19 protein-coding genes and 1 pseudogene are annotated in these 21,563 nt (G+C 42.6%); 8 read left to right on the forward strand and 12 right to left on the reverse strand.

Going from position 1 to position 21,563, the window contains the following annotated elements; all coding sequences use genetic code 11:
* Positions 1-266: pseudogene (locus tag AC1P5O_RS08290) on the forward strand (IS4 family transposase); the annotation flags it as partial.
* 49 nt (positions 267-315) lie between these two features.
* Here AC1P5O_RS08290 and AC1P5O_RS08295 read toward each other — a convergent pair.
* Positions 316-1,122, reverse strand: coding sequence for an SDR family oxidoreductase (locus AC1P5O_RS08295; protein ID WP_005104675.1), 807 nt, complete (start codon positions 1,120-1,122; stop codon positions 316-318).
* Between the two features lie 20 nt (positions 1,123-1,142).
* The gene (locus AC1P5O_RS08300) at positions 1,143-1,814 is read right to left on the reverse strand and encodes a hypothetical protein (protein ID WP_005104677.1); all 672 of its coding nucleotides are present in this window, start codon (positions 1,812-1,814) and stop codon (positions 1,143-1,145) included.
* A 196-nt stretch (positions 1,815-2,010) separates the two neighbouring features.
* Between AC1P5O_RS08300 and AC1P5O_RS08305 the strand changes: the two genes are divergently transcribed.
* Positions 2,011-4,884 carry a valine--tRNA ligase gene (locus tag AC1P5O_RS08305; RefSeq protein ID WP_318270651.1) on the forward strand — a complete coding sequence of 958 codons (2,874 nt, stop codon included), beginning with the start codon at positions 2,011-2,013 and terminating at the stop codon, positions 4,882-4,884.
* A 47-nt stretch (positions 4,885-4,931) separates the two neighbouring features.
* Here the strand turns inward: AC1P5O_RS08305 and AC1P5O_RS08310 are convergent, their stop codons facing one another.
* The 5 genes from AC1P5O_RS08310 to AC1P5O_RS08330 all read right to left on the reverse strand — a co-directional run bounded on the left by AC1P5O_RS08310 (position 4,932) and on the right by AC1P5O_RS08330 (position 9,720).
* Complete coding sequence (locus tag AC1P5O_RS08310; protein ID WP_228747320.1) at positions 4,932-6,059, reverse strand: hypothetical protein; 1,128 nt, start codon at positions 6,057-6,059, stop codon at positions 4,932-4,934.
* Between the two features lie 239 nt (positions 6,060-6,298).
* A complete protein-coding gene (locus AC1P5O_RS08315; protein WP_004279388.1) occupies positions 6,299-6,478 on the reverse strand; it encodes an endonuclease domain-containing protein in 180 nt (59 codons plus the stop codon).
* Positions 6,479-6,533: 55 nt separating this feature from the next.
* Positions 6,534-7,724 carry a hypothetical protein gene (locus AC1P5O_RS08320; protein ID WP_004279387.1) on the reverse strand — a complete coding sequence of 397 codons (1,191 nt, stop codon included), beginning with the start codon at positions 7,722-7,724 and terminating at the stop codon, positions 6,534-6,536.
* A 95-nt stretch (positions 7,725-7,819) separates the two neighbouring features.
* Positions 7,820-8,839, reverse strand: coding sequence for a molecular chaperone DnaJ (locus tag AC1P5O_RS08325; protein WP_318270630.1), 1,020 nt, complete (start codon positions 8,837-8,839; stop codon positions 7,820-7,822).
* Between the two features lie 164 nt (positions 8,840-9,003).
* Positions 9,004-9,720 (reverse strand): carbonic anhydrase, encoded by a 717-nt coding sequence (locus tag AC1P5O_RS08330; RefSeq protein ID WP_499005965.1) that lies wholly within the window; start codon positions 9,718-9,720, stop codon positions 9,004-9,006.
* A 453-nt stretch (positions 9,721-10,173) separates the two neighbouring features.
* Here AC1P5O_RS08330 and AC1P5O_RS08335 point away from each other — a divergent pair, with 453 nt between their 5' ends.
* Positions 10,174-10,851 (forward strand): DUF421 domain-containing protein, encoded by a 678-nt coding sequence (locus AC1P5O_RS08335; RefSeq protein WP_005104681.1) that lies wholly within the window; start codon positions 10,174-10,176, stop codon positions 10,849-10,851.
* Here the strand turns inward: AC1P5O_RS08335 and AC1P5O_RS08340 are convergent.
* The 3 genes from AC1P5O_RS08340 to AC1P5O_RS08350 form a co-directional block, all read right to left on the reverse strand.
* Positions 10,848-11,549 carry an HAD family hydrolase gene (locus AC1P5O_RS08340; protein ID WP_005104682.1) on the reverse strand — a complete coding sequence of 234 codons (702 nt, stop codon included), beginning with the start codon at positions 11,547-11,549 and terminating at the stop codon, positions 10,848-10,850. The genes AC1P5O_RS08335 and AC1P5O_RS08340 overlap by 4 nt on opposite strands.
* A 147-nt stretch (positions 11,550-11,696) precedes the next feature.
* Positions 11,697-12,848, reverse strand: a complete 1,152-nt coding sequence (locus AC1P5O_RS08345; RefSeq protein ID WP_121980326.1) for a porin — start codon at positions 12,846-12,848, stop codon at positions 11,697-11,699.
* A gap of 136 nt (positions 12,849-12,984) precedes the next feature.
* A complete protein-coding gene (locus AC1P5O_RS08350) occupies positions 12,985-14,223 on the reverse strand; it encodes an MFS transporter (protein ID WP_005104684.1) in 1,239 nt (412 codons plus the stop codon).
* A gap of 136 nt (positions 14,224-14,359) precedes the next feature.
* On the opposite strand from AC1P5O_RS08350, the gene AC1P5O_RS08355 reads away from it, so the two are divergent.
* The 5 genes from AC1P5O_RS08355 (at position 14,360) to putP (ending at position 19,117) form a co-directional block, all read left to right on the forward strand.
* Complete coding sequence (locus AC1P5O_RS08355; RefSeq protein WP_005104685.1) at positions 14,360-14,989, forward strand: 1-acyl-sn-glycerol-3-phosphate acyltransferase; 630 nt, start codon at positions 14,360-14,362, stop codon at positions 14,987-14,989.
* Positions 14,990-15,052: 63 nt separating this feature from the next.
* Complete coding sequence (locus AC1P5O_RS08360) at positions 15,053-15,970, forward strand: patatin-like phospholipase family protein (RefSeq protein WP_005104687.1); 918 nt, start codon at positions 15,053-15,055, stop codon at positions 15,968-15,970.
* 102 nt (positions 15,971-16,072) lie between these two features.
* Entirely contained in the window at positions 16,073-16,546 is a 474-nt protein-coding gene (locus tag AC1P5O_RS08365) for an NfeD family protein (protein ID WP_005104688.1), read from the forward strand.
* A 12-nt stretch (positions 16,547-16,558) separates the two neighbouring features.
* Complete coding sequence (locus tag AC1P5O_RS08370; protein ID WP_004279377.1) at positions 16,559-17,413, forward strand: SPFH domain-containing protein; 855 nt, start codon at positions 16,559-16,561, stop codon at positions 17,411-17,413.
* 213 nt (positions 17,414-17,626) lie between these two features.
* Positions 17,627-19,117 (forward strand): sodium/proline symporter PutP, encoded by a 1,491-nt coding sequence (gene putP, locus AC1P5O_RS08375; RefSeq protein ID WP_005104689.1) that lies wholly within the window; start codon positions 17,627-17,629, stop codon positions 19,115-19,117.
* A gap of 83 nt (positions 19,118-19,200) precedes the next feature.
* Here putP and AC1P5O_RS08380 read toward each other — a convergent pair whose 3' ends face one another.
* Together AC1P5O_RS08380 and prpF are read right to left on the reverse strand one after the other, a co-directional pair.
* The gene (locus AC1P5O_RS08380; protein ID WP_005104690.1) at positions 19,201-20,109 is read right to left on the reverse strand and encodes a polyprenyl synthetase family protein; all 909 of its coding nucleotides are present in this window, start codon (positions 20,107-20,109) and stop codon (positions 19,201-19,203) included.
* Between the two features lie 225 nt (positions 20,110-20,334).
* Complete coding sequence (gene prpF, locus AC1P5O_RS08385; RefSeq protein WP_005104691.1) at positions 20,335-21,525, reverse strand: 2-methylaconitate cis-trans isomerase PrpF; 1,191 nt, start codon at positions 21,523-21,525, stop codon at positions 20,335-20,337.
* Between the last annotated feature and the right edge of the window lie 38 nt (positions 21,526-21,563).

Raw genomic sequence — 21,563 nt, forward strand, 5'->3', positions numbered from 1 at the left:
TCTTTAAGGCGATTAAGCAGAATCTCAAATTAAAAGCGTTTCTAGGCCGCAGCAGGAACGCAATTCAGACACAAATCTGGATTGCGATGATCGCCTATTTATTGGTGAGTTTCGCTCAACATTTAGGGAAAACAGGTTGGACAGTTCAACGTTTACTCAGAATAATTCAAGTGAATTTGTTTGAAAGAAGAACTTTAAAAGCTTTATTTTCACCCGATAAAATACCCATAAAACAAGAGGAAGCTCAAATGAGCTTCCTCTTGTGAAAAATTGTGGGACAGCAATGGCGCTACTGCCCTTTTTACTCTGGATGATTTATTTTACTTTGGTTTTACGGATCATCTTGTACAGAACTTTTGGTGAAATACGCGAAACCAGCACACCAAGTTTTTCTTTCTTGCCACCAATCACAATATATTCTTCGCCGTTCTGCAAAGCCTGTACAGTCTGAACCGCAAAATCTTCTGCGGACAGCCCATTTTCAATCGCTTCATCCGGATGTCCTTGCGGTTTTCCTTCACCGTTTAAGGCGTTCAGGGACACATTGGTTTGAACAAAACCGGGGAAAATCACCGATACGCCAATCCCCTGATCTGCCACTTCAGCACGCAGGCTGTTGGCCCACATATGAATTGCTGCTTTGGCTGCGGAATAAGACGCGCGATATTGTGTACCGAGCAAACCTGCAACACTGGAAATAAACACAATACGGCCGGATTTTTGTGCCAGAAAAGTTGGCAGTACGGTTTTGGTCAAAAATACCTGCGAGAAATAATCGACTTCCATAATGGCGCGTTCAGTCTGCATGGTGGTGTCCTGAATCAGGGCACGTTGACTGAGTCCTGCATTATTAATCAGCCAGTCAATCCGGCCTTTTTGTTGCAAAACCTGTTCATAGGCATGACGAACCTGGCTTTCATCCGTGATATCGGCAATGACTGAAATATGCTGATCTGGATTAGTGAGACTTTGGCGAACATTTTCCAGTTCTTCATGCCGACGTGCAGTCAGTACCACCTGTGCCCCAAGTGCAGCACATTGCTGGGCAATCGCCTTGCCAATCCCTGAAGATGCGCCGGTAATCCAGACCACTTTTCCATTTAAGTCTTCAACTTTCGCCATGAAATCCTCTTTCCCTTGTTTTAATGAATATGGTACGGCATTTCATCTTCCAGAAATGCCAGCAAATGCTCAAAATAATAACTCATCGTATCGGCATCATAGATGCTACCGAGCTTGTCAAAACGTTTATAGCCTAACTGGGTGGTTAAATGAATCACCCCATTCAAGGTTTTATCGACCACGACATTAAATTTCAACATTTTTTTCGGTTCACGGATTAAATGCGTCACCCCTTGATCGACCACCTGAGTAAAGGCTTTTAAAGCGGGTGATACATATTGGTGATTACCATTTTTCATCTGGTCAATACAGCCGAGCAGTTCCATCACCAGCAATTTTTCTACCGGATAACGGACAAAAGCATCACCTTGATACTCATAGGTCATGCGATGCAAATAGTTCACCATAGGCATCAGCCGCTCATTGCCAAACAACGAAACCGACCACGGCATATATTTACGGGTGTTATGCATAATCTGCTGAATCACTTTTTCGGAATCACTGTCCGGTGAATTGGCCAGCTGCACCACCTGACCAAAAATCTGGTCAATAATTTCACAGGCCATATCGGCCAGATTTTCACCTAAGGGTCTGGCAAGACTGTCTCGCTCGCCGGCATTTAATCTGGAATGAAGGTCTTTAAAGCGCTGATGGGTTTCGGGTTGAAGCTTCAGGGAAATGCTATAGCTCATCTTATTATCCTTTTTGATATGCTGCGATGAGTCGCGTTTTTTTATCGTTCTATCATACGATGAGTTGCTATACATGCCAATTGGCTAAAGTTTGCATTTGGTTAAGCTGCCGCACGCACTATTTTTTTTGCTACAATAGATGCAATTTTTCATTCACTTTTGATCTGTTTAGACTATGACTGACTCAGCGCAAAATATCGCGACAACCTACGATCCGACCGAGATCGAGAAAAAATGGTACCAAACTTGGGAAGAGCGTGGTTACTTTAAGCCGTCTGAAAAAGGCGAATCTTTCTGTATCATGATTCCGCCACCAAACGTCACGGGTAGCCTGCATATGGGTCATGGTTTTAACAATGCCATCATGGATGCCTTAACCCGTTTTAACCGTATGTCAGGTAAAAATACTTTATGGCAACCGGGTACTGACCACGCAGGTATTGCAACGCAAATGGTGGTAGAGCGTCAGTTGGGTGCGCAAGGGGTTAGCCGTCATGACCTGGGTCGTGAAAAGTTCATCGAAAAAGTCTGGGAATGGAAAGAACAGTCTGGCGGTAACATTACCCGTCAAATTCGTCGCCTAGGTTCTTCGGTTGACTGGTCACGTGAACGCTTCACCATGGATGATGGTTTATCAAACGCGGTAAAAGAAGTGTTTGTAAAACTGCACGAAGAAGGTCTGATCTACCGCGGCAAACGTTTGGTGAACTGGGATCCAAAATTACAAACTGCGCTGTCTGACTTAGAAGTTGAGTCTGATAAAGAAGAAGCAGGTTCATTGTGGCACTTTAAATACTTCTTTGAAGATAAATCACTACGCACGCACGATGGTAAAGATCACATCGTTGTGGCAACCACTCGTCCTGAAACACTACTTGGTGATACAGCTGTTGCCGTTGCGCTTGATGATGAACGCTATGCAGATTTGGTGGGTAAAAATATTATCCTGCCAATTACCGGTCGTGCGGTTCCTATCGTTAAAGACGAATATGTCGATAAAGAATTCGGTACAGGCTGTGTAAAAATCACCCCTGCACACGACTTCAATGACTATGAAGTGGGTAAACGTTGCGAATTGCCAATCATCAATATCTTCAACAAAAATGCTGAAGTGTTGGCTGAGTTTGAATACATCGCGAAAGCCGGCGAGCAAATTTCTAAAACCATTCCTGCGCCTAGTGAATATGTTGGTTTAGAGCGTTTTGAAGCACGTAAGAAGATTGTTGAACAAGCGGAAGCTGAAGGCTGGTTAGACCAGATCCAACCATATACGCTGAAACCACCTCGCGGTGACCGTTCAGGCGTGATTGTTGAACCTCTACTCACAGACCAATGGTATGTGAAGATTGCGCCGCTAGCGAAACCTGCCATTGAAGCGGTTAAAGACGGTCGTATCAAGTTCGTTCCTGAGCAGTACAGCAACATGTATATGGCTTGGATGAACAACATCCAAGACTGGTGTATCTCGCGTCAATTGTGGTGGGGTCACCGTATCCCTGCTTGGTACGATGCGGAAGGTAATGTTTATGTAGGTCGTGATGAAGCGGAAGTTCGCGCGAAAAACAACATCCCTGCCGATGTTCAATTGAACCAAGATGAAGACGTACTGGATACATGGTTCTCTTCAGGTCTCTGGACATTCTCAACCTTAGGTTGGACTGGCGACGAAGCAAAAGACAAAGCCAACTACTTCTTGAATACATTCCACCCAACAGATGTACTGGTGACAGGTTTTGACATCATCTTCTTCTGGGTTGCCCGCATGATCATGCTGACCATGCACTTCATGAAGAATGAAGATGGTACGCCACAAGTGCCATTTAAAACTGTGTACGTTCACGGTTTGGTACGTGATGGCGAAGGTCAGAAGATGTCTAAATCTAAAGGTAACGTGCTTGACCCATTAGACTTGATTGACGGTGTGGATCTTGAAACACTGGTACAAAAACGTACCACGGGTTTGATGAACCCGAAACAGGCAGCGAAGATTGAAAAATCAACGCGTAAAGAATTCCCTGAAGGTATTCAATCTTACGGTACGGATGCAGTTCGTTTCACATTCTGCGCGCTTGCAAACACCGGTCGTGACATTAAGTTCGATATGAAACGTGTTGAAGGTTACCGTAACTTTGCCAACAAAATCTGGAACGCAACGCGTTTCGTGATGATGAATGTCGAAGGTCAAACGGTTGGTCAAACGGCTCGTCCTGATCTTTGGGAATTGCCTGAACAGTGGATCGTCAGCCGTCTACAAAAAGCGACTGCTGCGGTACAAACTGCATTTGCAACCTATCGTTTAGACCTGGCTGCGCAAGCGATTTACGAATTCATCTGGAATGAATACTGTGACTGGTATGTCGAACTGACTAAGCCTGTTCTGAATGATGAAAACGTATCTGAAGAGCGTAAAGCTGAAGTACGTCGTGTATTGCTTGCGGTGATGGAAGCGTCTTTACGTTTGGCTCATCCGTTGATGCCTTATCTGACTGAAGAAATCTGGCAAACGCTTGCGCCTAAACTTGGTATCGCTGGCGAAACCATCATGCTTGCGCAGTACCCAACTGCTGACGAAGCATTGATTAATGACCAGGCTGAAGCAGATATGCAATGGCTGCAAGGTTTGATTGGTGCGGTACGTAACATCCGTGGTGAGATGGGCTTAGGTAATGCACGCTTGTTGCCTGTTCTACTTCAAAACACAACGGATGCTGAAAAAGCGCAGATTGCACGTATTGAACCGTTGTTCAAAGCATTGGCAAAAGTTGAAAGCATTACCTTCTTGGCTGATGCTGAACAACCACCATTGTCTTCTTCATCTGTTGTGGGTCACGTGTCTGTATTCGTTCCAATGAAGGGCTTAATTGATCCTAAAGCGGAATTGGGTCGTCTGCAAAAAGACTTGGACAAGGTTCAAAAACAGCATGACCAAATTGCGACTAAACTTTCGAATGAAGGTTTTGTGGCAAAAGCACCTGCGGCTGTAGTTGAAGGCGAGAAAGTGAAACTTGCTGAGTTTGCTGATCAGTTAGCGAAGATTAAAGCGAATATGGAGCAGATTGCAGCGCTTTAATGCTGTAATTTGATTCAAAAAATCCCCTCAAATGAGGGGATTTTTATTTACTCTTCTTCCCAATCAAAATCCTCATCCTCCCAATTGATATAAGAAGAATCATCTAAATAACGAGTAAAAGTGAATTCATTTAAATTTTCATAAAAATGAATTAATTTATTTACTTCTCGATCGACTATATTTTCTTGCTCTAATGTTAATTTTGGCAAATGTATATCATGACGACCACTTTCGGCTGCAAAAATATTACCCTGATCATATATTGCTTCTGTCTTGTAATTACCTTGAGCTAAATCATGACCAAAATAATGAGCAAATTTTTGCCATTTCCATGCTTCAATCAAATCATTCTCTTTTAATTTTTTGATTTCATCGAATCCATCACAGACGATTCGATCAAATATATCTCTTAGGCATTCTTCATTACCACGCTTTGCTAATTCCAATTCTATATCTGATGGATAATTTGAATGACTATAGTCATACATATCTTCATCAAAATCGTCGTCATCAACGTAATGATCATTATCTCCAAATTGATAAAGTTCTAGCTGAGCAGGAAAACTTCCTAAATGAGCAGCAATTTTTAAATACTTTATATAGTTATCTTTATATTCATTATTACGTTCTTTTTCTTTAATAAAATTATCTAAGCCTGCTTTCCAAGTTGGACTAATTTCTTTACCTTGCAAATATCTATGATAAAGATAATTCATATCTTTATTCTGCTCATCAAAATCACTTTCACAATCACTATAAAATTGTGCAATCAAATATGGATAAATAGAAACCTGAGGGAACTCTATAAAGGTTTTTTTCAGCCGTTCTAAAACATTGTCATGCAGTGAATCATCATCCAAAGCATGTCTAACAAGCTGACTCATTTCCTCATTTGTTAAATATAAAAAATGATAATTTGAAAGATGCTTTTGAAAAAAAGGTGCTAGCGCAATTGAGACGTTTAATTCCTCACAGCGATTTTCAAATAACTCTCCATCCAACTGGTCATCGATTGAATCTGTAAAAATTGGGTAAGAACTTAGTTTTAAACTATTAAAAGTTTTAAATCCAAAAAGTGCTGCAACTATTTCATTTATATAAGAACGTTTAATCTCAATATCATGAAATTTAGTAGTTTGCTGTATTTCAAAAGCTAATGCGCTGATCGTAGACATGTTTATCCTTAAAGTTGTTTCTTAGAATCAAATTTGGACACACGTTTAAACTTTTGAATCTAATAGTGAAACAAAATAAAGAAAACATTAAGAAGAATAGACTATTCAATATAAAAATAGATTTTTGTCTTTTTTTACTCGTGTGTAAGTAAGGTGGACACCTATATTTGATAATAGCAATCAAAATTTAAAAATCAAGTTTTTTATGATTTCTCAATTTTACTTACTCTCAAACTCAATCACCAAACCAATTTCATGGCAGTAAAATCCACAATATAAGGTTTGATCACATGCTGACGGCGAAATTTAAGATTCATAAATCGCTTGGCACGTAGAATTTGCCATATCAGATGTTCTGCATCGGTGGCGGTGTGGCGCATGGATTTGGCGAATTCTAATAATTGAGGATCTATTTTCATTGTTATTTTAAAAGAGCATCATAGCTTTATGATGCTTTGGTTAAAAAAATTAAGTTTAGAATGAGTCAAATGACCAGCTAAATGCCCTATTTTTAAGTAAAATTTTAAAATAATCAAAATCCTTATAATCATTTAAACACTGTTCATCTCGTAATATTTTTTTTTGAATTTCGTTCAAATCACGTTGGTATTTTTTAGCCAAATCCACAGGTTTAAAGGTCTGTTTATAGAAACCTGAACTCTCCCAATCAAATGAGTAAATAATATTATCTACCTCAAACTGCAATTGCTCAATTTGCTCTTCTAACAATAGATTATAAGATTTTAAATGTTCATTTGCGATTTTAACTGCTTGTTTTTGATCACCTTGCTCTGTATAAGCACGTAACTTTAATAGAGCTAGTAAATCTTTTTCCTCTAGCGCCGTATTGGCTTGCTGTAATAATTCAGTTTTTTCAATGCGTTTTTGCTCATCTCGCTCACGGTCAGGATGGATCACTGAGGCAATTTTTAAATAGATACTTTTTAATGACTGCCCTGCCATTTTTTTTGCATCTTCAAGTTGCATTTGCTTCTTTAAAATTTTCTTTTTCTCTTTTTCGGCAAACTTTTGATATTCTTCACGCTCACGATCATTCAGTTGATTTTGAATAAAATCGGCTTCTTCTCGATCAAATTTGGCTTTTACTTTTTGCATAAATTCTTCAAGATTTTCGAGATCAAAATCAAAGTCAATCCAGTCTTCAGACACACCTAATTGATCTGCAAGAATTCCCTTCATCACTTGTTTCTGCATCATTTCATCAGCATCATGCTCTGGATGAGAATAATTCTCTGCTTGCGATGTAACCGTCTGAAAATTAGAGCTCTCTTCTAAAAGGTTATAATATTTAGCAATGACTATCGCCAATTCATGTTGCTGTTCAGACAGATTAGGATTATCTAAGAGCAGACTCGCTAAAATCGAAATTTTTTCATCTAAACGCTGTAAATGGGTTTTAGCAAATTTATGCGATTGTTTATATTGCCAAAGTACTTCTAATTGACTAAATAAAACTTGATGCCATTTGCTATATAATGGCAATAGTTCTGCACTTGCATCCTGCTGTACTTTTTGTTGTGCTTGTTGCCACTCTAACAAAGATGCTTGAAGTTTCTCAATTTTTAAAATCAGACGATTAAACTTCTTTTGTTGTGGGGATAAATTTCCAGTTTCTTGATATAAGCTTAAATCTAAAATGCTCATTACTTTGTTTCAATACAAATGCTATTCAACTCATTATTTTAACATAACGAATACCTAAGACCGTTGGTTTAGAGAGTAAAAAACTTTTTACTTCATTAAATCCCATGCCTTAAAAACATCTCCAAGCCGCTCACCTTTTTGATATACATCAAGCGTTCTTTTTCGACTTTAATCTGCTGTTTAATGGCTGAAGTATCTTCATCAATCTGCTTATACAGGTCAGCAATTTGAACTTTCCCTTTCGCCTTTTTCACGGCAATTCTGGTTTTCGATGACCAGACCAATCTATGGATCAAGGTATCGATCTGTTCTTGTAATTTCCGGCTTTGTGCATCCAAAGCCAATTGATAGAATCTTAGTTGCTCCGCACTTAAACCTTTTTGTGAAATATCCTGATCTTGCTCGATCTGCAGTTGCATTTTCAGTAACGTAAACAGGTCTTGTTCTGCATAAGCCTCATTGGCACGTTGCAATAATTCAGTTTTCTTGATTTTTTTGACATCATTCACTTCACGGTCAGGGTGAATGATGGCAGCAATTTTTAAATAAACGGTTTTCAATGACTGCTCTGCCATCGCTGCTGCCTGCTCCTGTTTTTCCTGCTGGCGTTTTAATCTGGCTTGCTCACGTGCCTGCTGAAAATGATCTGATTCCCATTCTTCAAATACTTCTGCATCTGCAAGATCTGAGGGATTCTCATTCTTAAAGAATATTTCCAGTTCATTTATTTTCTTTTGGCTTTTTCTGAACTGGGCATGCTCGGCACGTTGCTGATAGTAAGTGAAAATTTCATTCACTTTATGGGCTTGTTGCACCGACATTGCCTGAGAGTCTTTTAGATAATTTGCAAGGTATTGAATCTTTTCATCCAGCACCACCAGTTCTGCCTTGGAAAATGTAGTTTCCTGCAGGTGCTTCCAGAGCTGTTCCAGCTGCTTGAACAGTACACCATGCAATTCATGGTAGACCGGCATAAATGTTTTATGGGTATATTGTTGCAGCTCTTCTTCAGCCTGTTGCCATTGGTGTAATTCCTGTTTCTGTTGCTCGATTTTATCAATCAGATGATCCAGCTTCTTCTGCTGTGGCGAAAGCGCTGTAAATGGCTGAATCATGGTTTTCAAGTCAAAGAGCATGGCAGCGGAAAGACCAATAGGAAATACTATCTATAGTAATTCTTTCAGCTTTCGCCACATAGTTCTTTTCAACCGGCCCTTTCGAAATTTGTATCAGAATTAAAAAAAGCAGACCAAAGTCTGCTTTTTCGCTCTCATATTGATTATTCCAGCACTACACGGCCATTCAAGGACTGCACCGGACGGTTATTTGGGTGTCCCATCAGTTTGGCAAATTCCGAAATCTGCTTGGCAGAAGCCTGCTGAATATCCTTCAGGATCAGCCAGCGTACGCCTTCAGAACAAGGCGGTGTGGTCAGCGAGCCGCTAAAGCGATAATAATCCAGATTCTTAGGCAACATCTGATTCACCGCTTGTGACGTTTTCAAAACCACTTTTTCACCCTGTTTTTTTGGTAGGCGACTCCACATGCGTTTGAGCATCTGACTTTCCTGTCCCTGTTCAAACATCATCCCCACCACAGCCAGCTCACCTTTGGCATTGGAATGGACAAAATGGATTTCCAGTGGATAGCTTTTACCCTTGATCAGGTTTTCACTCGGGCTGTGCAAATGAAACTGCTTCAGTACAAAGGTATCGCCATCCAGTTGCAATTCACCACCTTGCGCAAAATCCACCTGAACAGTATGACCTTTATTTTCGATCGCATGAATCATGGTGTTATAGCTGAACTTGAGCGGTTCCAGTTCTGCTTTCACTGTTCGCTCAATATTGATTGGCGACTGGTTCAGACCGTTACAGGCCGAATATTTCTGGCTCAAAGTCGACCATTGCTCAGGCTGAGTATAATCCCACTCCGTATCTGCCCAGACCGCTGTACTTAAACCCATAACCGTTAAAAGCGTGAATATTTTTTTCACAATACATCCCTTATTGGAAGTCAAAATCACAATTTCTAATTTAAAAACAGTTTATTAACCTGGTGTAATCACTCTATTTTTCAGGCCACAAACTACAGATGTTTATAGAAATGAAGTGATTTGCTTACAAATTTCTAAACACTCCCAGGTATTCAAAACACATTATTCAGAATTTATATTGATAGATTTCAAATGGATAATAATTTTATAGATTTAAAAATAGACAGCAAAGAATGTGATCTTCTTCAAATTTAATCTGCTGATTTTTTATGCGTTATTTACATGAAATCTCTATCTTATTTTGAATAAATTAAATAGCTGTATTTTTAAGCTCAAGCTTCTTTTTTAAATAGAATCTATCTTTATTCATAAACTTACATAAACACAGCAGCAAATAAAATACTGATATTGCTAGACTCGAGCCAAAGAGCAAAGTAAGGATAAAGAATTTAAATGGACTGGGCGACCATATTTATAAATGACACCACTTGGGAGTTTACCGCAGAAATTTTGCTGCGTTGTGCCCTGATGTACACGATGATTATCCTGTTTCTGCGTCTGACCGGAAAACGCGGGGTACGTCAGCTTTCCATCTTCGAAGTCGCTATCATTTTGAGCTTGGGTTCGATTGCCGGTGACCCGATGTTTACCGAAGATATTCCCCTGATTCAGGCAGTTCTGGTGATGTCGGTGATTATTATCATGTACCGCCTGACCACCTGGCTCATGATGAAATATCAATGGTTTGAAGACCTACTGGAAGGTAAACCGATTTATATCGTAGAAGATGGCGTGCTGGTCGTTGAAGAAATTAAAAAAGGTAAAATGTCACATGATGAATTCTTTGCCGAAATGCGCCAGCAAGGTGTAGAACATCTCGGTCAGGTACGCACCGGTTTACTGGAAACTGACGGTAAGTTCAGTATCCTGTTTTTCAAATCGGATGAGGTTCGGCCTGGGCTGCCACTTTTTCCTAAAAGCTGTTCTATAGTGCAACAGGTTAAGGCGGGGCAATTATATGCCTGTATTTACTGTGGGCAGGTGCAAACCCTTACGCACGCCGATCAGCAATGTCCGCGCTGTGATTCTGCGCAATGGGCCGAAACGATTGACTGTTTAAGAATAACTTAAGCCTGATTCAGTAACTGCAAATGCGCAAAAATTTCCGGCAGTTGCTGAATTTTATATTGGATATGTTCAGCATCTGCATGAAAGCCTTGCATCCATAATGCATGCATTCCGGCCTCTGTAGCTCCTTGTACATCATTAATTGGATGGTCGCCAATATATAGGCACTGTGTAGGTTGCACGCCTAGACGCTCTGCTGTGATCTGGAATATTTCCGGCTGTGGTTTGTTAAAACCCACTAGTCCCGAACTGATGATCTCATCAAAATAAGGTTCAATACCCAAACCCCGAATCGTATTCAAACGGGTGTCATGTCCGCCATTGGAAACAATGGCTAGCTGATAACCCTCATCTTTCAGCTGCGTTAATACTTGCTCTGCTGCCGGCATTTCTACGGCGAAACGGCCAAACTGGCTAAACCAGAACTGGGCTAGTTCTTCTATGCTAGGAGGATTTAACCAGTGTAGTTCCTGCAATAATGCATAAGCAGCCGAAGCCCCGATACCACCATGGGTCAGCAATTCTTTTTTAGGATAACCACCATTATCGATGCGCCTTACAATCTCGATAATTTTGTCAGGCTCGACCTGTGCCAATGCTGGCGCATAATATTCTGCCAGATAACGGCTATAGGCCTGTGCAGTCAGATCACGATGGGTCAAGGTATTGTCGAGGTCAAATAAAACAGCTTGAATAGGCATAATTTTCAAAACGAAATGCTGAAACTTTCAATCATGTTAACAGCCCGAAACTTGTTAGATCAGACATAAAATTGCTAAGTTTTGTTGTTTTAAGCATAAAAAAAGCGATGCCAAAGCATCGCCTTTTCTTAGCTTACAAAGTCTAAATTAGAATTTGTATTCGAAACCTGTGCCGACAAGAATCTGTTTGTCTTCGTCAGAGCCTTGTTCAACCGTCAGATAACCTGCTGTACCATACACTTTCACCTGTTTAGAGAATGCATAGTCAACACCAGCAAGGATTTGGTTTACTTCAAAATCTGGACTTGCATTATTGAAAGTTACATCGCTATAGCTATATTGACCTTTTACTGTCCAGTTTTTTGCATTTGGCAAGTTATATTCCGCACCAATCAACCATGCTTGCGCATCATCAATAGTTGCTGCTGCAGCTTGGTTCGCTGTCGGGCTAGCAGAGGCATTTTCAATATCAGAATTTTGATATAGCGCACGTAGTGATAAACCATTATCTAAATTGATACGTCCAATTGCACGAATTGTATTTGCTTCTGCTATAACATTACGACTTGCTGTAACATCTTGACCTAAAAGTGGAGCTGTATTGTCTGCATTTAAGAAGCCACGACCTAAAAAGCGTGATGGAATCGCTTTGTCATAACCTAAGCCAGCAACGAACGTTTTGTCGCTATAAACAACTGAAGAAGACCAAGAATCACCTAAACCACGGCCAGCAACTGTATAACCACCTTTCGTCGAGTTAATAGTGTCGTTACCTTCACCTGTAGCAAGCTGTAATTTAGCTTCAAGCTTACCTTCACCCACATTGAATGCAGGAGTTTCATAAACAAGTACATTATCGATACGGTTTTCACCAGCCATGATACCTGCGACATCAGCATTATTAGCTACATAGTTATTAAATGTATCTACTACAGATGATAGTTGTTTTACTGGAGTATCAATTTTACCGGCTTTCAGCGTACCCAACTTCTCATCTTTAAGGCCAATTAAAAGATTACGCGGTACAAATGTATCTGTACTTCCACCATTGTCTACATAGAAGGTAAATTCAGCTTGATAAAGCGCACTTAAACGGTCTGTTAATTTTTCATCCCCTTTTAAACCCAAGAATGAGTTATTAGAGTTCAGGTCAGTAATATGACGATCTTCTACGCCATTTTTATTATCTGCTTGTACATGATCCAGAGAAAGATCAATCTCACCATAGAAAGTTGGTGCTGCAAAAGTTGTCCCCGCCAAAAGGCTGAATGCAATTGCTGTTGCTAACTTAGTTTTCATCAAAAAAATCCTTAATTTATTTTGTAACAAATAATACACACGGCGCTTATATTACAAAATTATTAAATTAATATTTATATATTCTATTTAGTACTTTAGGCTAATATTTAACCAAACAATTGATTATTTAGAAATTTTATACTTTTTCTTCAATTTTCATCCATCGGAAAATTGGAATTAAACAGATAATTGCCACAATTACGATCAGGTTTAGATAATTTTGATAGCCTAAAGCATCTCCAAAAATGCCACTCAGGCTATAAAGTCCTCCACTCACCGTAGCCATCAGTGCCACCTGAAAGGTAAAATCTGTCCCAGCCAGATGCTTGCGACTATATTGCATGACCAAGGTCAACATGACCACCAAGAGCATGGCAGAAATCATGTCTTCAGCTGCATTGACCAGATATATCATCCAGTTTTGTACTTTACTTTGCCCTTCATAGTGGGCAGCCAGCCAGGCGTAAGCCATTAAGCTTAATATTTTTAAAATTGAGAAAACAATCAAACTCGAGCTGCGCGACCAGTATTTCAGACACCAGCCCGCCAGTCCGGCCCCAATCAAGGCAGCCAACGCTCCCAGCATGGTGACATAAAGACCAATCTGGCTAAAGCTCAGTCCGAGATCTACCATTAATGGTTTTAATAAAGGCCCGGATAAACCATCGGCGATTTTAAAGGTCAGTAAAACCAGAAGCCACCTCGCCAAGGTTATATTTGACCAGAAGTATTGAAAATAGGTTTTAATATTACTGAGCACAGGTCCTTTATTAGATGGCGTGATAATTATTGAATGCTGAGGTTCTCTAAAAAGTAAAATGGGTAAAGTATTAAGAAAGACCAAAGCCGCCAATAATAGAAAGGTGGCTTGCCATTGCAGCAGATCTAACAACCATAATATGGCCCCGCCTCCGACAATGAATCCCAGACGCGAACCGATAACCTGAAAGGTATTGCCCCAGTGTTGCTGTTCATTTTTCAGAATATTGACTGCCAGTGCATCGGTGGCAATATCCTGCGTCGCGCCAATGCCATTCATCAGTAAAAGCGTGATAAAAAACAGCGCTAAATACAGCGGCTGATTCAAGGCCTGAATCGGTAGAAATGAAAGTCCAATCAATACGGCAACCGACAGCCATTGCAAGGGAATAATCCAGCTACGGTAATGACCTTTTGCTCTCGATCCATAACGATCAACCCAAGGTGCCCAAAATATTTTGATCGACCAGGGCAGCATCAACAGACCAAAACCACCAATATGCGCCAGTGATACCCCTTCAGCCCGAAGAATCACCGGTAAGGCATGCGTCATAAACCCGACCGGAAGCCCCTGTGCCCAATACAGCGAAAACAGTAAAATATAGGTATTCCGCATAATCAAGCCAAGTCCTTCAGGTAAAAATGCTCAACAGCATTCAAGATGCTATACATTTTGCCAATGATCCGGATTTTACAACAGTCTAATATGATCAAAAATAAAGAAAAATAAGTTTCAGGAAGAGACAGCAGCAATGACTCAGACACGTTTTCCCCAACTCCCGCCACATGTGCCAGCCCGTGGCAGCAAGCTGAGCAGGGCTTTCTTCAGGCGGCTTTTCCTGGCCCAAGGCTGGCGTCTTGAAGGCGAATTTCCGGATTTGCCCAAAGCGGTGGGAATTATTTCTCCGCACACCTCCAATATTGATGCATGGCTGGGTTTTAATGCACTGCTCGGTCTCGGCATCCAGATTAAAATTTTTGGTAAAGACAGCCTGTTTCGTACACCGCTGAAGCCGGTTCTGGAATGGATTGGTGTGGTTCCGGTGGTACGTGATAGTCCACAAGGACATACCCGACAGATTGTAGACATCATTGAAAAATCGCAGCAGATCTGGGTCGGTATGGCACCGGAAGGTTCACGTAAGGCACCGGATAAAATTCGCAGCGGTTTTTATCATATTGCCAAGGCAGCCCATTTGCCGATTGTGATGTTTTCCTTTGATTATGATATCAAGACCATTCATATCCTGGGCGTATACCATCTGACCGGTGATTATGAATACGACCTGGAACAGATTTATCAGCATTATCAAGGTAAATTCTCGGCCAAAAATCCGGACTGGGTGGCCAAGCCGTTACAAAAGCCTTTGAAAAAAGACTAGGCAAATACGCCTTTTTTTGATGTGATAGCCTGAATCTTGTTGATTTAATCACCAGTTTTTATAATGAAATTAGCCCGTTATGCCTTAATTGGCTGCCTTGGATTCAGTCTTGCAGCCTGTGACAAAGCCACTAAAACACCTACGCCTGCCACGCCATTAAAAGCCCGTGAACCTGTCGTCGCCATTGCCCTCGGTGGCGGCGGTGCCAAAGGTTTTGCCCATATTGGCGTCATTAAAGTGCTCGAATCACACGGCATCAAACCGAAAATCGTCACCGGTACCAGTGCCGGTAGTTTTGTCGGTAGCCTGTATGCCAGTGGCAAATCGCCTTATCAGTTACAGCAGATTGCCCTGAATTTTAAAGAATCTGATATCCGCGATTTAACCTTGAACCGGCAAGGGATTATTGCCGGACAAAAATTGCAGGATTTCGTCAATAAGAATGTGGCGAACAAACCAATTGAACAATTCCCGATTCGCTTTGCTGCTGTTGCCACTCGTCTGGACAATGGCCGTAAAGCTGACTTTATTAAAGGCAATGCCGGACAGGCGGTCCGAGCGTCCTGCAGTATTCCGAATGTGTTTGTGCCTGCAGTGATTGGTGGAAGCAAATATGTCGATGGCGGTCTGGTCAGTCCGATTCCGGTCAAGACCGCCAAAGATATGGGAGCAGACATTGTGATTGCCGTGGATATTTCTGCCCGTCCGGATGGTAATAAGGCTCTAAATATGTGGGGCGTACTAGATCAGACCCTGAATATTATGGGACAGCAAAGCATTCATGAGGAACTGAGTCAGGCCAATGTGGTGATCCAGCCCAAAGTCGGCCATATTGGTACTTTAGACCTGAAAGCCAGTAATGCGACCATTCTGGAAGGTGAAAAGGCTGCTCAGCTGAAAATCCGTACTATTGAAAAAGCCATTAGCAACTTCAAGCAGTCTCCCGCGGCATTTAAACCGCCACGTCCGGCAAAATTTTGATGCATGAATTTTTTATATTCATCTGCGGCCGCATCTGCTACATTGAAGATCAATCATATAAAGATGATGATTAATTAAATACTTAGCGATATAGGTCACGATATGGAATTAGTTCTTGAACCTTGGCACTGGTTTGTATTAGGCATCCTTCTGATTCTGTCGGAATTACTGCTGCCCGCATTTGCTGCCCTGTGGTTCGGGATCGGTGCCATCATGGTTGGCGTCCTGTACTGGATGTTCCCGATGATGGGACTGACGACCCAGCTCCTGACCTGGATCGTACTTTCTGTTCTGTGTACGCTGCTCTGGTTTAAGTTTATCAAGCCACTTTCCATTGATAAGACCAAAGCCGGTCTATCGCGTGAAGCGACCATTGGTCAGGTGGGCATGGTGATTCAGACTAATCTGGATCATGGGCAAATCCGGGTGCGCTTTCCGATGCCAGTTTTAGGTTCGGATGAATGGGAATGCCGAACTCTGGACCCAGTTCAGGTCGGAGACCGCGTTCGCGTCGTGGATATTCTGGGTAATGACCTGGTCGTACAACCTCACAGCACGAATTATCAAAATCAATAAGGTGAATAAGCTATGTCTGGTGGTTCTATCATTGTTATCGCGTTTCTGGCCTTTGTTGCGATTACCATTTTTAAAGGTGTGCGGATTGTGCCGCAAGGCTACAAATGGATCGTACAGCGTCTGGGTAAATACCACACCACCCTAAATCCGGGCCTGAATTTTGTCATTCCTTATGTCGATGAAGTCGCCTATAAAGTCACAACCAAAGATATCGTTCTGGATATTCCCTCACAGGAAGTGATTACCCGTGATAACGCGGTTCTGCTGATGAATGCAGTGGCCTATATCAACCTGACCACACCAGAAAAAGCCGTGTACGGGATTGAAAACTATTCCTGGGCGATTCAGAACCTGGTACAGACTTCACTGCGTTCGATAGTCGGTGAAATGGATCTGGATGATGCACTATCTTCACGTGATCATATTAAGGCACGCTTGAAATCCAGTATTTCCGATGATATCTCGGACTGGGGTATTACCTTAAAAACTGTAGAAATTCAGGATATTAAACCTTCTATTACCATGCAAACCGCGATGGAAGAACAGGCTGCTGCTGAACGTCAGCGTCGTGCAACCGTCACCAAAGCTGACGGTGAAAAACAAGCCGCAATTCTAGAAGCGGATGGCCGTCTGGAAGCCTCACGCCGTGATGCCGAAGCACAAGTGGTACTGGCTGAGTCTTCACAACGTGCAATTGACATGGTGACTTCCGCCATTGGTGATAATGAAATTCCGGTCGCCTATTTACTCGGTGAACAGTATATTAAAGCCATGCAGGATATGGCCAAGTCACCAAATGCCAAGACTGTGGTCCTTCCTGCCGATGTATTAAATACGATCCGCGGTGTTATGGGTCGCCCTAACTAATTGATCTTTTCACTTTATATATAGGCAGCCTGAGGGTTGCCTATTTTTATTCGCACAAGAAAATCTCAGCAAAAATTGTGAATTTATGGTTAAATTTCGCGTTTATTTTTGAAATCTACTGGATTTGATGTTGCCTGGCTTTCGGATTAAAGCTTTTCGCAGCTGTCTTATTCCTTGTTTCGATCTACTGTCCAACTTAAAAATGGATACCGTATGAGCTCCCTAAATCCAACCTTAATTACTTTTCTTTTCTATATTGTCGCAATGGTGGTGATCGGCCTGATGGCTTATCGCGCGACAAGCAACTTTTCCGATTACATCTTAGGGGGCCGACGTTTAGGGAGTTTTGTCACTGCACTTTCTGCAGGGGCTTCCGACATGAGTGGCTGGCTCCTCATGGGCCTGCCCGGTGCGATTTATCTTTCCGGCCTGTCTGAGATGTGGATTGCCATCGGTCTGATTATTGGTGCCTGGCTCAACTGGCTACTGGTTGCTGGCCGTCTGAGGGTGCATACCGAAGTTCAGCACAATGCCCTGACCCTGCCGGATTATTTCTCGAATCGTTTTAACGACCAGAAAAAAATCCTGCGTATTGTTTCGGCTTTCGTGATTCTGATTTTCTTTGCGATTTACTGTGCTTCCGGCATGGTTGCAGGTGCGCGTCTGTTCGAAAGCATGTTTGACATGTCTTACAGCACTGCGCTCTGGATCAGTGCGATTGCCACCATCAGCTATGTGTTTATTGGTGGCTTCCTGGCTGTGAGCTGGACCGATACCATTCAGGCGGGTCTGATGATCTTCGCCCTGTTGCTAACGCCAATCGTGACATTGATGGCATTTTCAGATATGTCCCAGGTGACTTTGGCACTGGAAGCTGCTCGTCCTCAAGCAATGAATATTCTGGGTGATCTGAGCTTTGTTGCGATTATTTCCCTACTCGCCTGGGGTCTGGGTTACTTTGGCCAGCCGCATATTCTGGTGCGCTTCATGGCTGCAGATTCAGTCAAATCCATTCCAAATGCACGTCGTATTGGCATGACCTGGATGATTCTGTGTCTGGGCGGTGCAGTCGCAGCCGGCTTCTTCGGTATTGCTTATTTCGAGCAGCATCCAGAACTGGCAAGCGTGGTGAATGCCAATCCTGAAACCGTATTTATGGAACTGACCAAAATCCTGTTTAACCCATGGATTGCCGGTGTAGTTCTGGCTGCGATTCTTGCCGCAGTAATGAGTACTTTAAGCTGTCAGCTACTGGTCTGCTCAAGTACCCTGACGGAAGACTTCTATAAATCTTTCCTGCGTAAAAATGCCTCACAAAAAGAACTGGTCTGGGTTGGCCGTTTGATGGTGCTACTGATTGCCTTACTGGCGATCTGGATAGCGGGTAATCCTGAATCTAAAGTGCTGGGGCTGGTGGCTTATGCGTGGGCAGGTTTTGGTGCCGCTTTTGGTCCGCTGATTATCCTGTCATTGCTCTGGAAACGCATGACCTTGAATGGTGCTTTAGCCGGTATGATCGTGGGTGCAGTCGTGGTTATTTTCTGGAAGAACCTGTTTGCAGACACTGGCCTGTATGAAATCGTTCCTGGCTTTATCTGTTCAATGCTGGCAATTGTGGTGGTGAGTCTGATGGGTAAAGCACCAACAGCAGAAGTGACTGACCGTTTTGAAGAAGCTGAACGTCTGTACAACGAAAGCAAATAATTCTGTAGCAACTAAAAAAGAGGACTTGAAGTCCTCTTTTTTATGGAATGCTCTTATACCTGAGAAGAAAAAAAATGTTCCTATCAGCTTTTTCGCGTGAGCAGGAACCGGGTAATTTGCATCAACTCTTCCGCCTGACCTTCAAAATGGTTCAAGGCATTGATCGCCTGATCATGTAATTGCTCGGTATAGGCTTTGGCCTGCTCTAGCCCCATCAATGCCGGATAAGTCGATTTTTCGACCTGTTCATCTTTACCTGCGGTTTTACCCAAGACTTCGGTATCGGAAATAATATCCAGAATATCGTCCTGTACCTGGAAGGCCAGACCAATCGCCTGTCCAAATTCACGTAATTTAGGAATGGCCAGATCGGTGCCTTCAAAGATTGTCACCGCCGCCATCATGATCGCAGCGCTAATCAAAGCACCGGTTTTATTGCGATGAATATTTTCCAGTGCTTGCTGATCGATTTTTTTGCCTTCAGACTGCAAATCTAAAACCTGACCATTCACCATTTTCGAAGAAGCGGTTGCCAGAATCTGCATCTGCTTCAGTACAATGGAAGCTTCTACCGCTGGCCCCTGATCAAACAGACGACTGCTCAAAGTTTCAAAAGCCATAGACTGCAGGATATCACCTGCCAGCAACGCTGTATCTTCCCCATAAGCTACATGGCAGGTCGGCTGGCCACGACGTAGCAAATCATTGTCCATACACGGCAGATCATCATGGGCCAGTGAATAGCAGTGAATAAACTCGATCGCAACCGCTGCACGGCGCACTGCAGCGCTATTCTGGTTGGGTTTTAATGCGGCGGTGGCATAGCATAGTGCTGGACGTACTCGTTTACCGCCAAGCATCACAGCATGATGGACTGCCGACCTTAAAGGTTCCGGAATAGCAAAGGCTTCCAGAGCGGTCAATAAATCCTGTTGAATGCGGTGTTGTGCTTGAGTGAGTGCATGGGTTGATACGTCAGTGATAGATGACACATTCGCCTCGAATACGTAGTCCAGAAAAATAAAATGACAAGCGAATAAATGCCTGTACGCTGATCAGGCATTGTACCTAGAAATGCCTTGAATTTTCAGCCATAAATCGAATTGTTCTACTGAAATTTGCCATTCAACATCAAATAAGCAAGTCAGAGATTTTAAACAATAAAAAAACCACCGCAGAAATGGTGGTTTTATTCAGGCTAAATGTATGTACGACTTTTAAACGAGAACATCTTCTGGTACGCGCACCCAGCCTTCCATCAAGACGCGGGCACTACGGCTCATAATCGCTTTCTTCACTTTCCACTCACCATTTTCAAAACTTGCTTGTGCACCCACTCTCAAAGTCCCGGAAGGATGACCGAAACGCACCGCTTCACGCTCTACCCCACCTGCGACCCGGTTCACCAATGTTCCGGGAATAGCAGCTGCCGTACCAATGGCCACCGCAGCCGTGCCCATCATGGCATGATGGAGTTTACCCATAGACAAGGCCCGAACCAGAATATCGGTATCCGATTCAGTGACGGTTTTGCCACTTGAAGAGGTATAGCTACTCGGTGGTGCAACAAAGGCAATTTTTGGCGTGTGTTGTCGGGTTACGGCTTCTGTAATATCCTGAATCAGTCCCATCTGCTTTGCTGCATAGGCACGAATCGTTTCAAATTTTGTCAGGGCTGCCACGTCATTATTGATATGATCCTGAAGCTCGGTGCCCTTATAGCCTAGATCCCCCGCATTTAAAAATACCGTGGGAATACCGGCATTAATCATGGTCACTTCAAAGCTGCCAATATTTGGCACTTCCAAAGTATCGACCAGATTACCTGTTGGAAACATCGAACCGCCTTCAGCATCGTCATCGGCTGGATCCAGAAACTCGATCTGCACTTCGGCCGCAGGAAAGGTTACGCCATCCAGTTCGAAATCACCCAGCTCCTGCACTTGACCATTTTGCATCGGCACATGCGCGATAATGGTTTTCTGGATATTGGCCTGCCAGATACGTACCGTGCATAACCCATTTTCAGGAATACGTTCAGCCTCCACCAGACCATTAGAAATAGCGAATGCACCTACTGCCGCAGTCAGATTGCCACAGTTGCCACTCCAGTCCACAAAAGGACGGTCAATTGACACCTGACCAAATAAATAATCGACATCATGATCAGCGTGTTGGCTTTTTGACAGGATCACCGTTTTACTGGTACTGGAACTGGCGCCACCCATGCCATCAATCTGTTTCCCGTATGGATCGGGGCTACCAATCACGCGCAGCAAAAGCTGATCACGAATTCGGCCCGGCTGTTGTGCCTGTGCAGGCAGGTCATCTAGCTTAAAGAAAACACCTTTACTGGTGCCTCCACGCATATAGGTTGCAGGAATCTTGATTTGGGCGGCAAAACTCATGAATTATTTCATCCTTTGACTTATCTTTGTTTTCGTAC

The sequence above is a fragment of the Prolinoborus fasciculus genome, assembly GCF_056724605.1.

Excerpts from the sequence above, each read along its gene's own strand:
- AC1P5O_RS08295 (WP_005104675.1), bottom strand. The coding sequence starts at position 1,122 with ATGGCGAAAGTTGAAGACTTAAATGGAAAAGTGGTCTGGATTACCGGC.
- AC1P5O_RS08300 (WP_005104677.1), bottom strand. The coding sequence starts at position 1,814 with ATGAGCTATAGCATTTCCCTGAAGCTTCAACCCGAAACCCATCAGCGC.
- AC1P5O_RS08310 (WP_228747320.1), bottom strand. The coding sequence starts at position 6,059 with ATGTCTACGATCAGCGCATTAGCTTTTGAAATACAGCAAACTACTAAA.
- AC1P5O_RS08315 (WP_004279388.1), bottom strand. The coding sequence starts at position 6,478 with ATGAAAATAGATCCTCAATTATTAGAATTCGCCAAATCCATGCGCCAC.
- AC1P5O_RS08320 (WP_004279387.1), bottom strand. The coding sequence starts at position 7,724 with ATGAGCATTTTAGATTTAAGCTTATATCAAGAAACTGGAAATTTATCC.
- AC1P5O_RS08325 (WP_318270630.1), bottom strand. The coding sequence starts at position 8,839 with ATGATTCAGCCATTTACAGCGCTTTCGCCACAGCAGAAGAAGCTGGAT.
- AC1P5O_RS08335 (WP_005104681.1), top strand. The coding sequence starts at position 10,174 with ATGGACTGGGCGACCATATTTATAAATGACACCACTTGGGAGTTTACC.
- AC1P5O_RS08340 (WP_005104682.1), bottom strand. The coding sequence starts at position 11,549 with ATGCCTATTCAAGCTGTTTTATTTGACCTCGACAATACCTTGACCCAT.
- AC1P5O_RS08345 (WP_121980326.1), bottom strand. The coding sequence starts at position 12,848 with ATGAAAACTAAGTTAGCAACAGCAATTGCATTCAGCCTTTTGGCGGGG.
- AC1P5O_RS08350 (WP_005104684.1), bottom strand. The coding sequence starts at position 14,223 with ATGCGGAATACCTATATTTTACTGTTTTCGCTGTATTGGGCACAGGGG.
- AC1P5O_RS08355 (WP_005104685.1), top strand. The coding sequence starts at position 14,360 with ATGACTCAGACACGTTTTCCCCAACTCCCGCCACATGTGCCAGCCCGT.
- AC1P5O_RS08360 (WP_005104687.1), top strand. The coding sequence starts at position 15,053 with ATGAAATTAGCCCGTTATGCCTTAATTGGCTGCCTTGGATTCAGTCTT.
- AC1P5O_RS08365 (WP_005104688.1), top strand. The coding sequence starts at position 16,073 with ATGGAATTAGTTCTTGAACCTTGGCACTGGTTTGTATTAGGCATCCTT.
- AC1P5O_RS08370 (WP_004279377.1), top strand. The coding sequence starts at position 16,559 with ATGTCTGGTGGTTCTATCATTGTTATCGCGTTTCTGGCCTTTGTTGCG.
- putP (WP_005104689.1), top strand. The coding sequence starts at position 17,627 with ATGAGCTCCCTAAATCCAACCTTAATTACTTTTCTTTTCTATATTGTC.
- prpF (WP_005104691.1), bottom strand. The coding sequence starts at position 21,525 with ATGAGTTTTGCCGCCCAAATCAAGATTCCTGCAACCTATATGCGTGGA.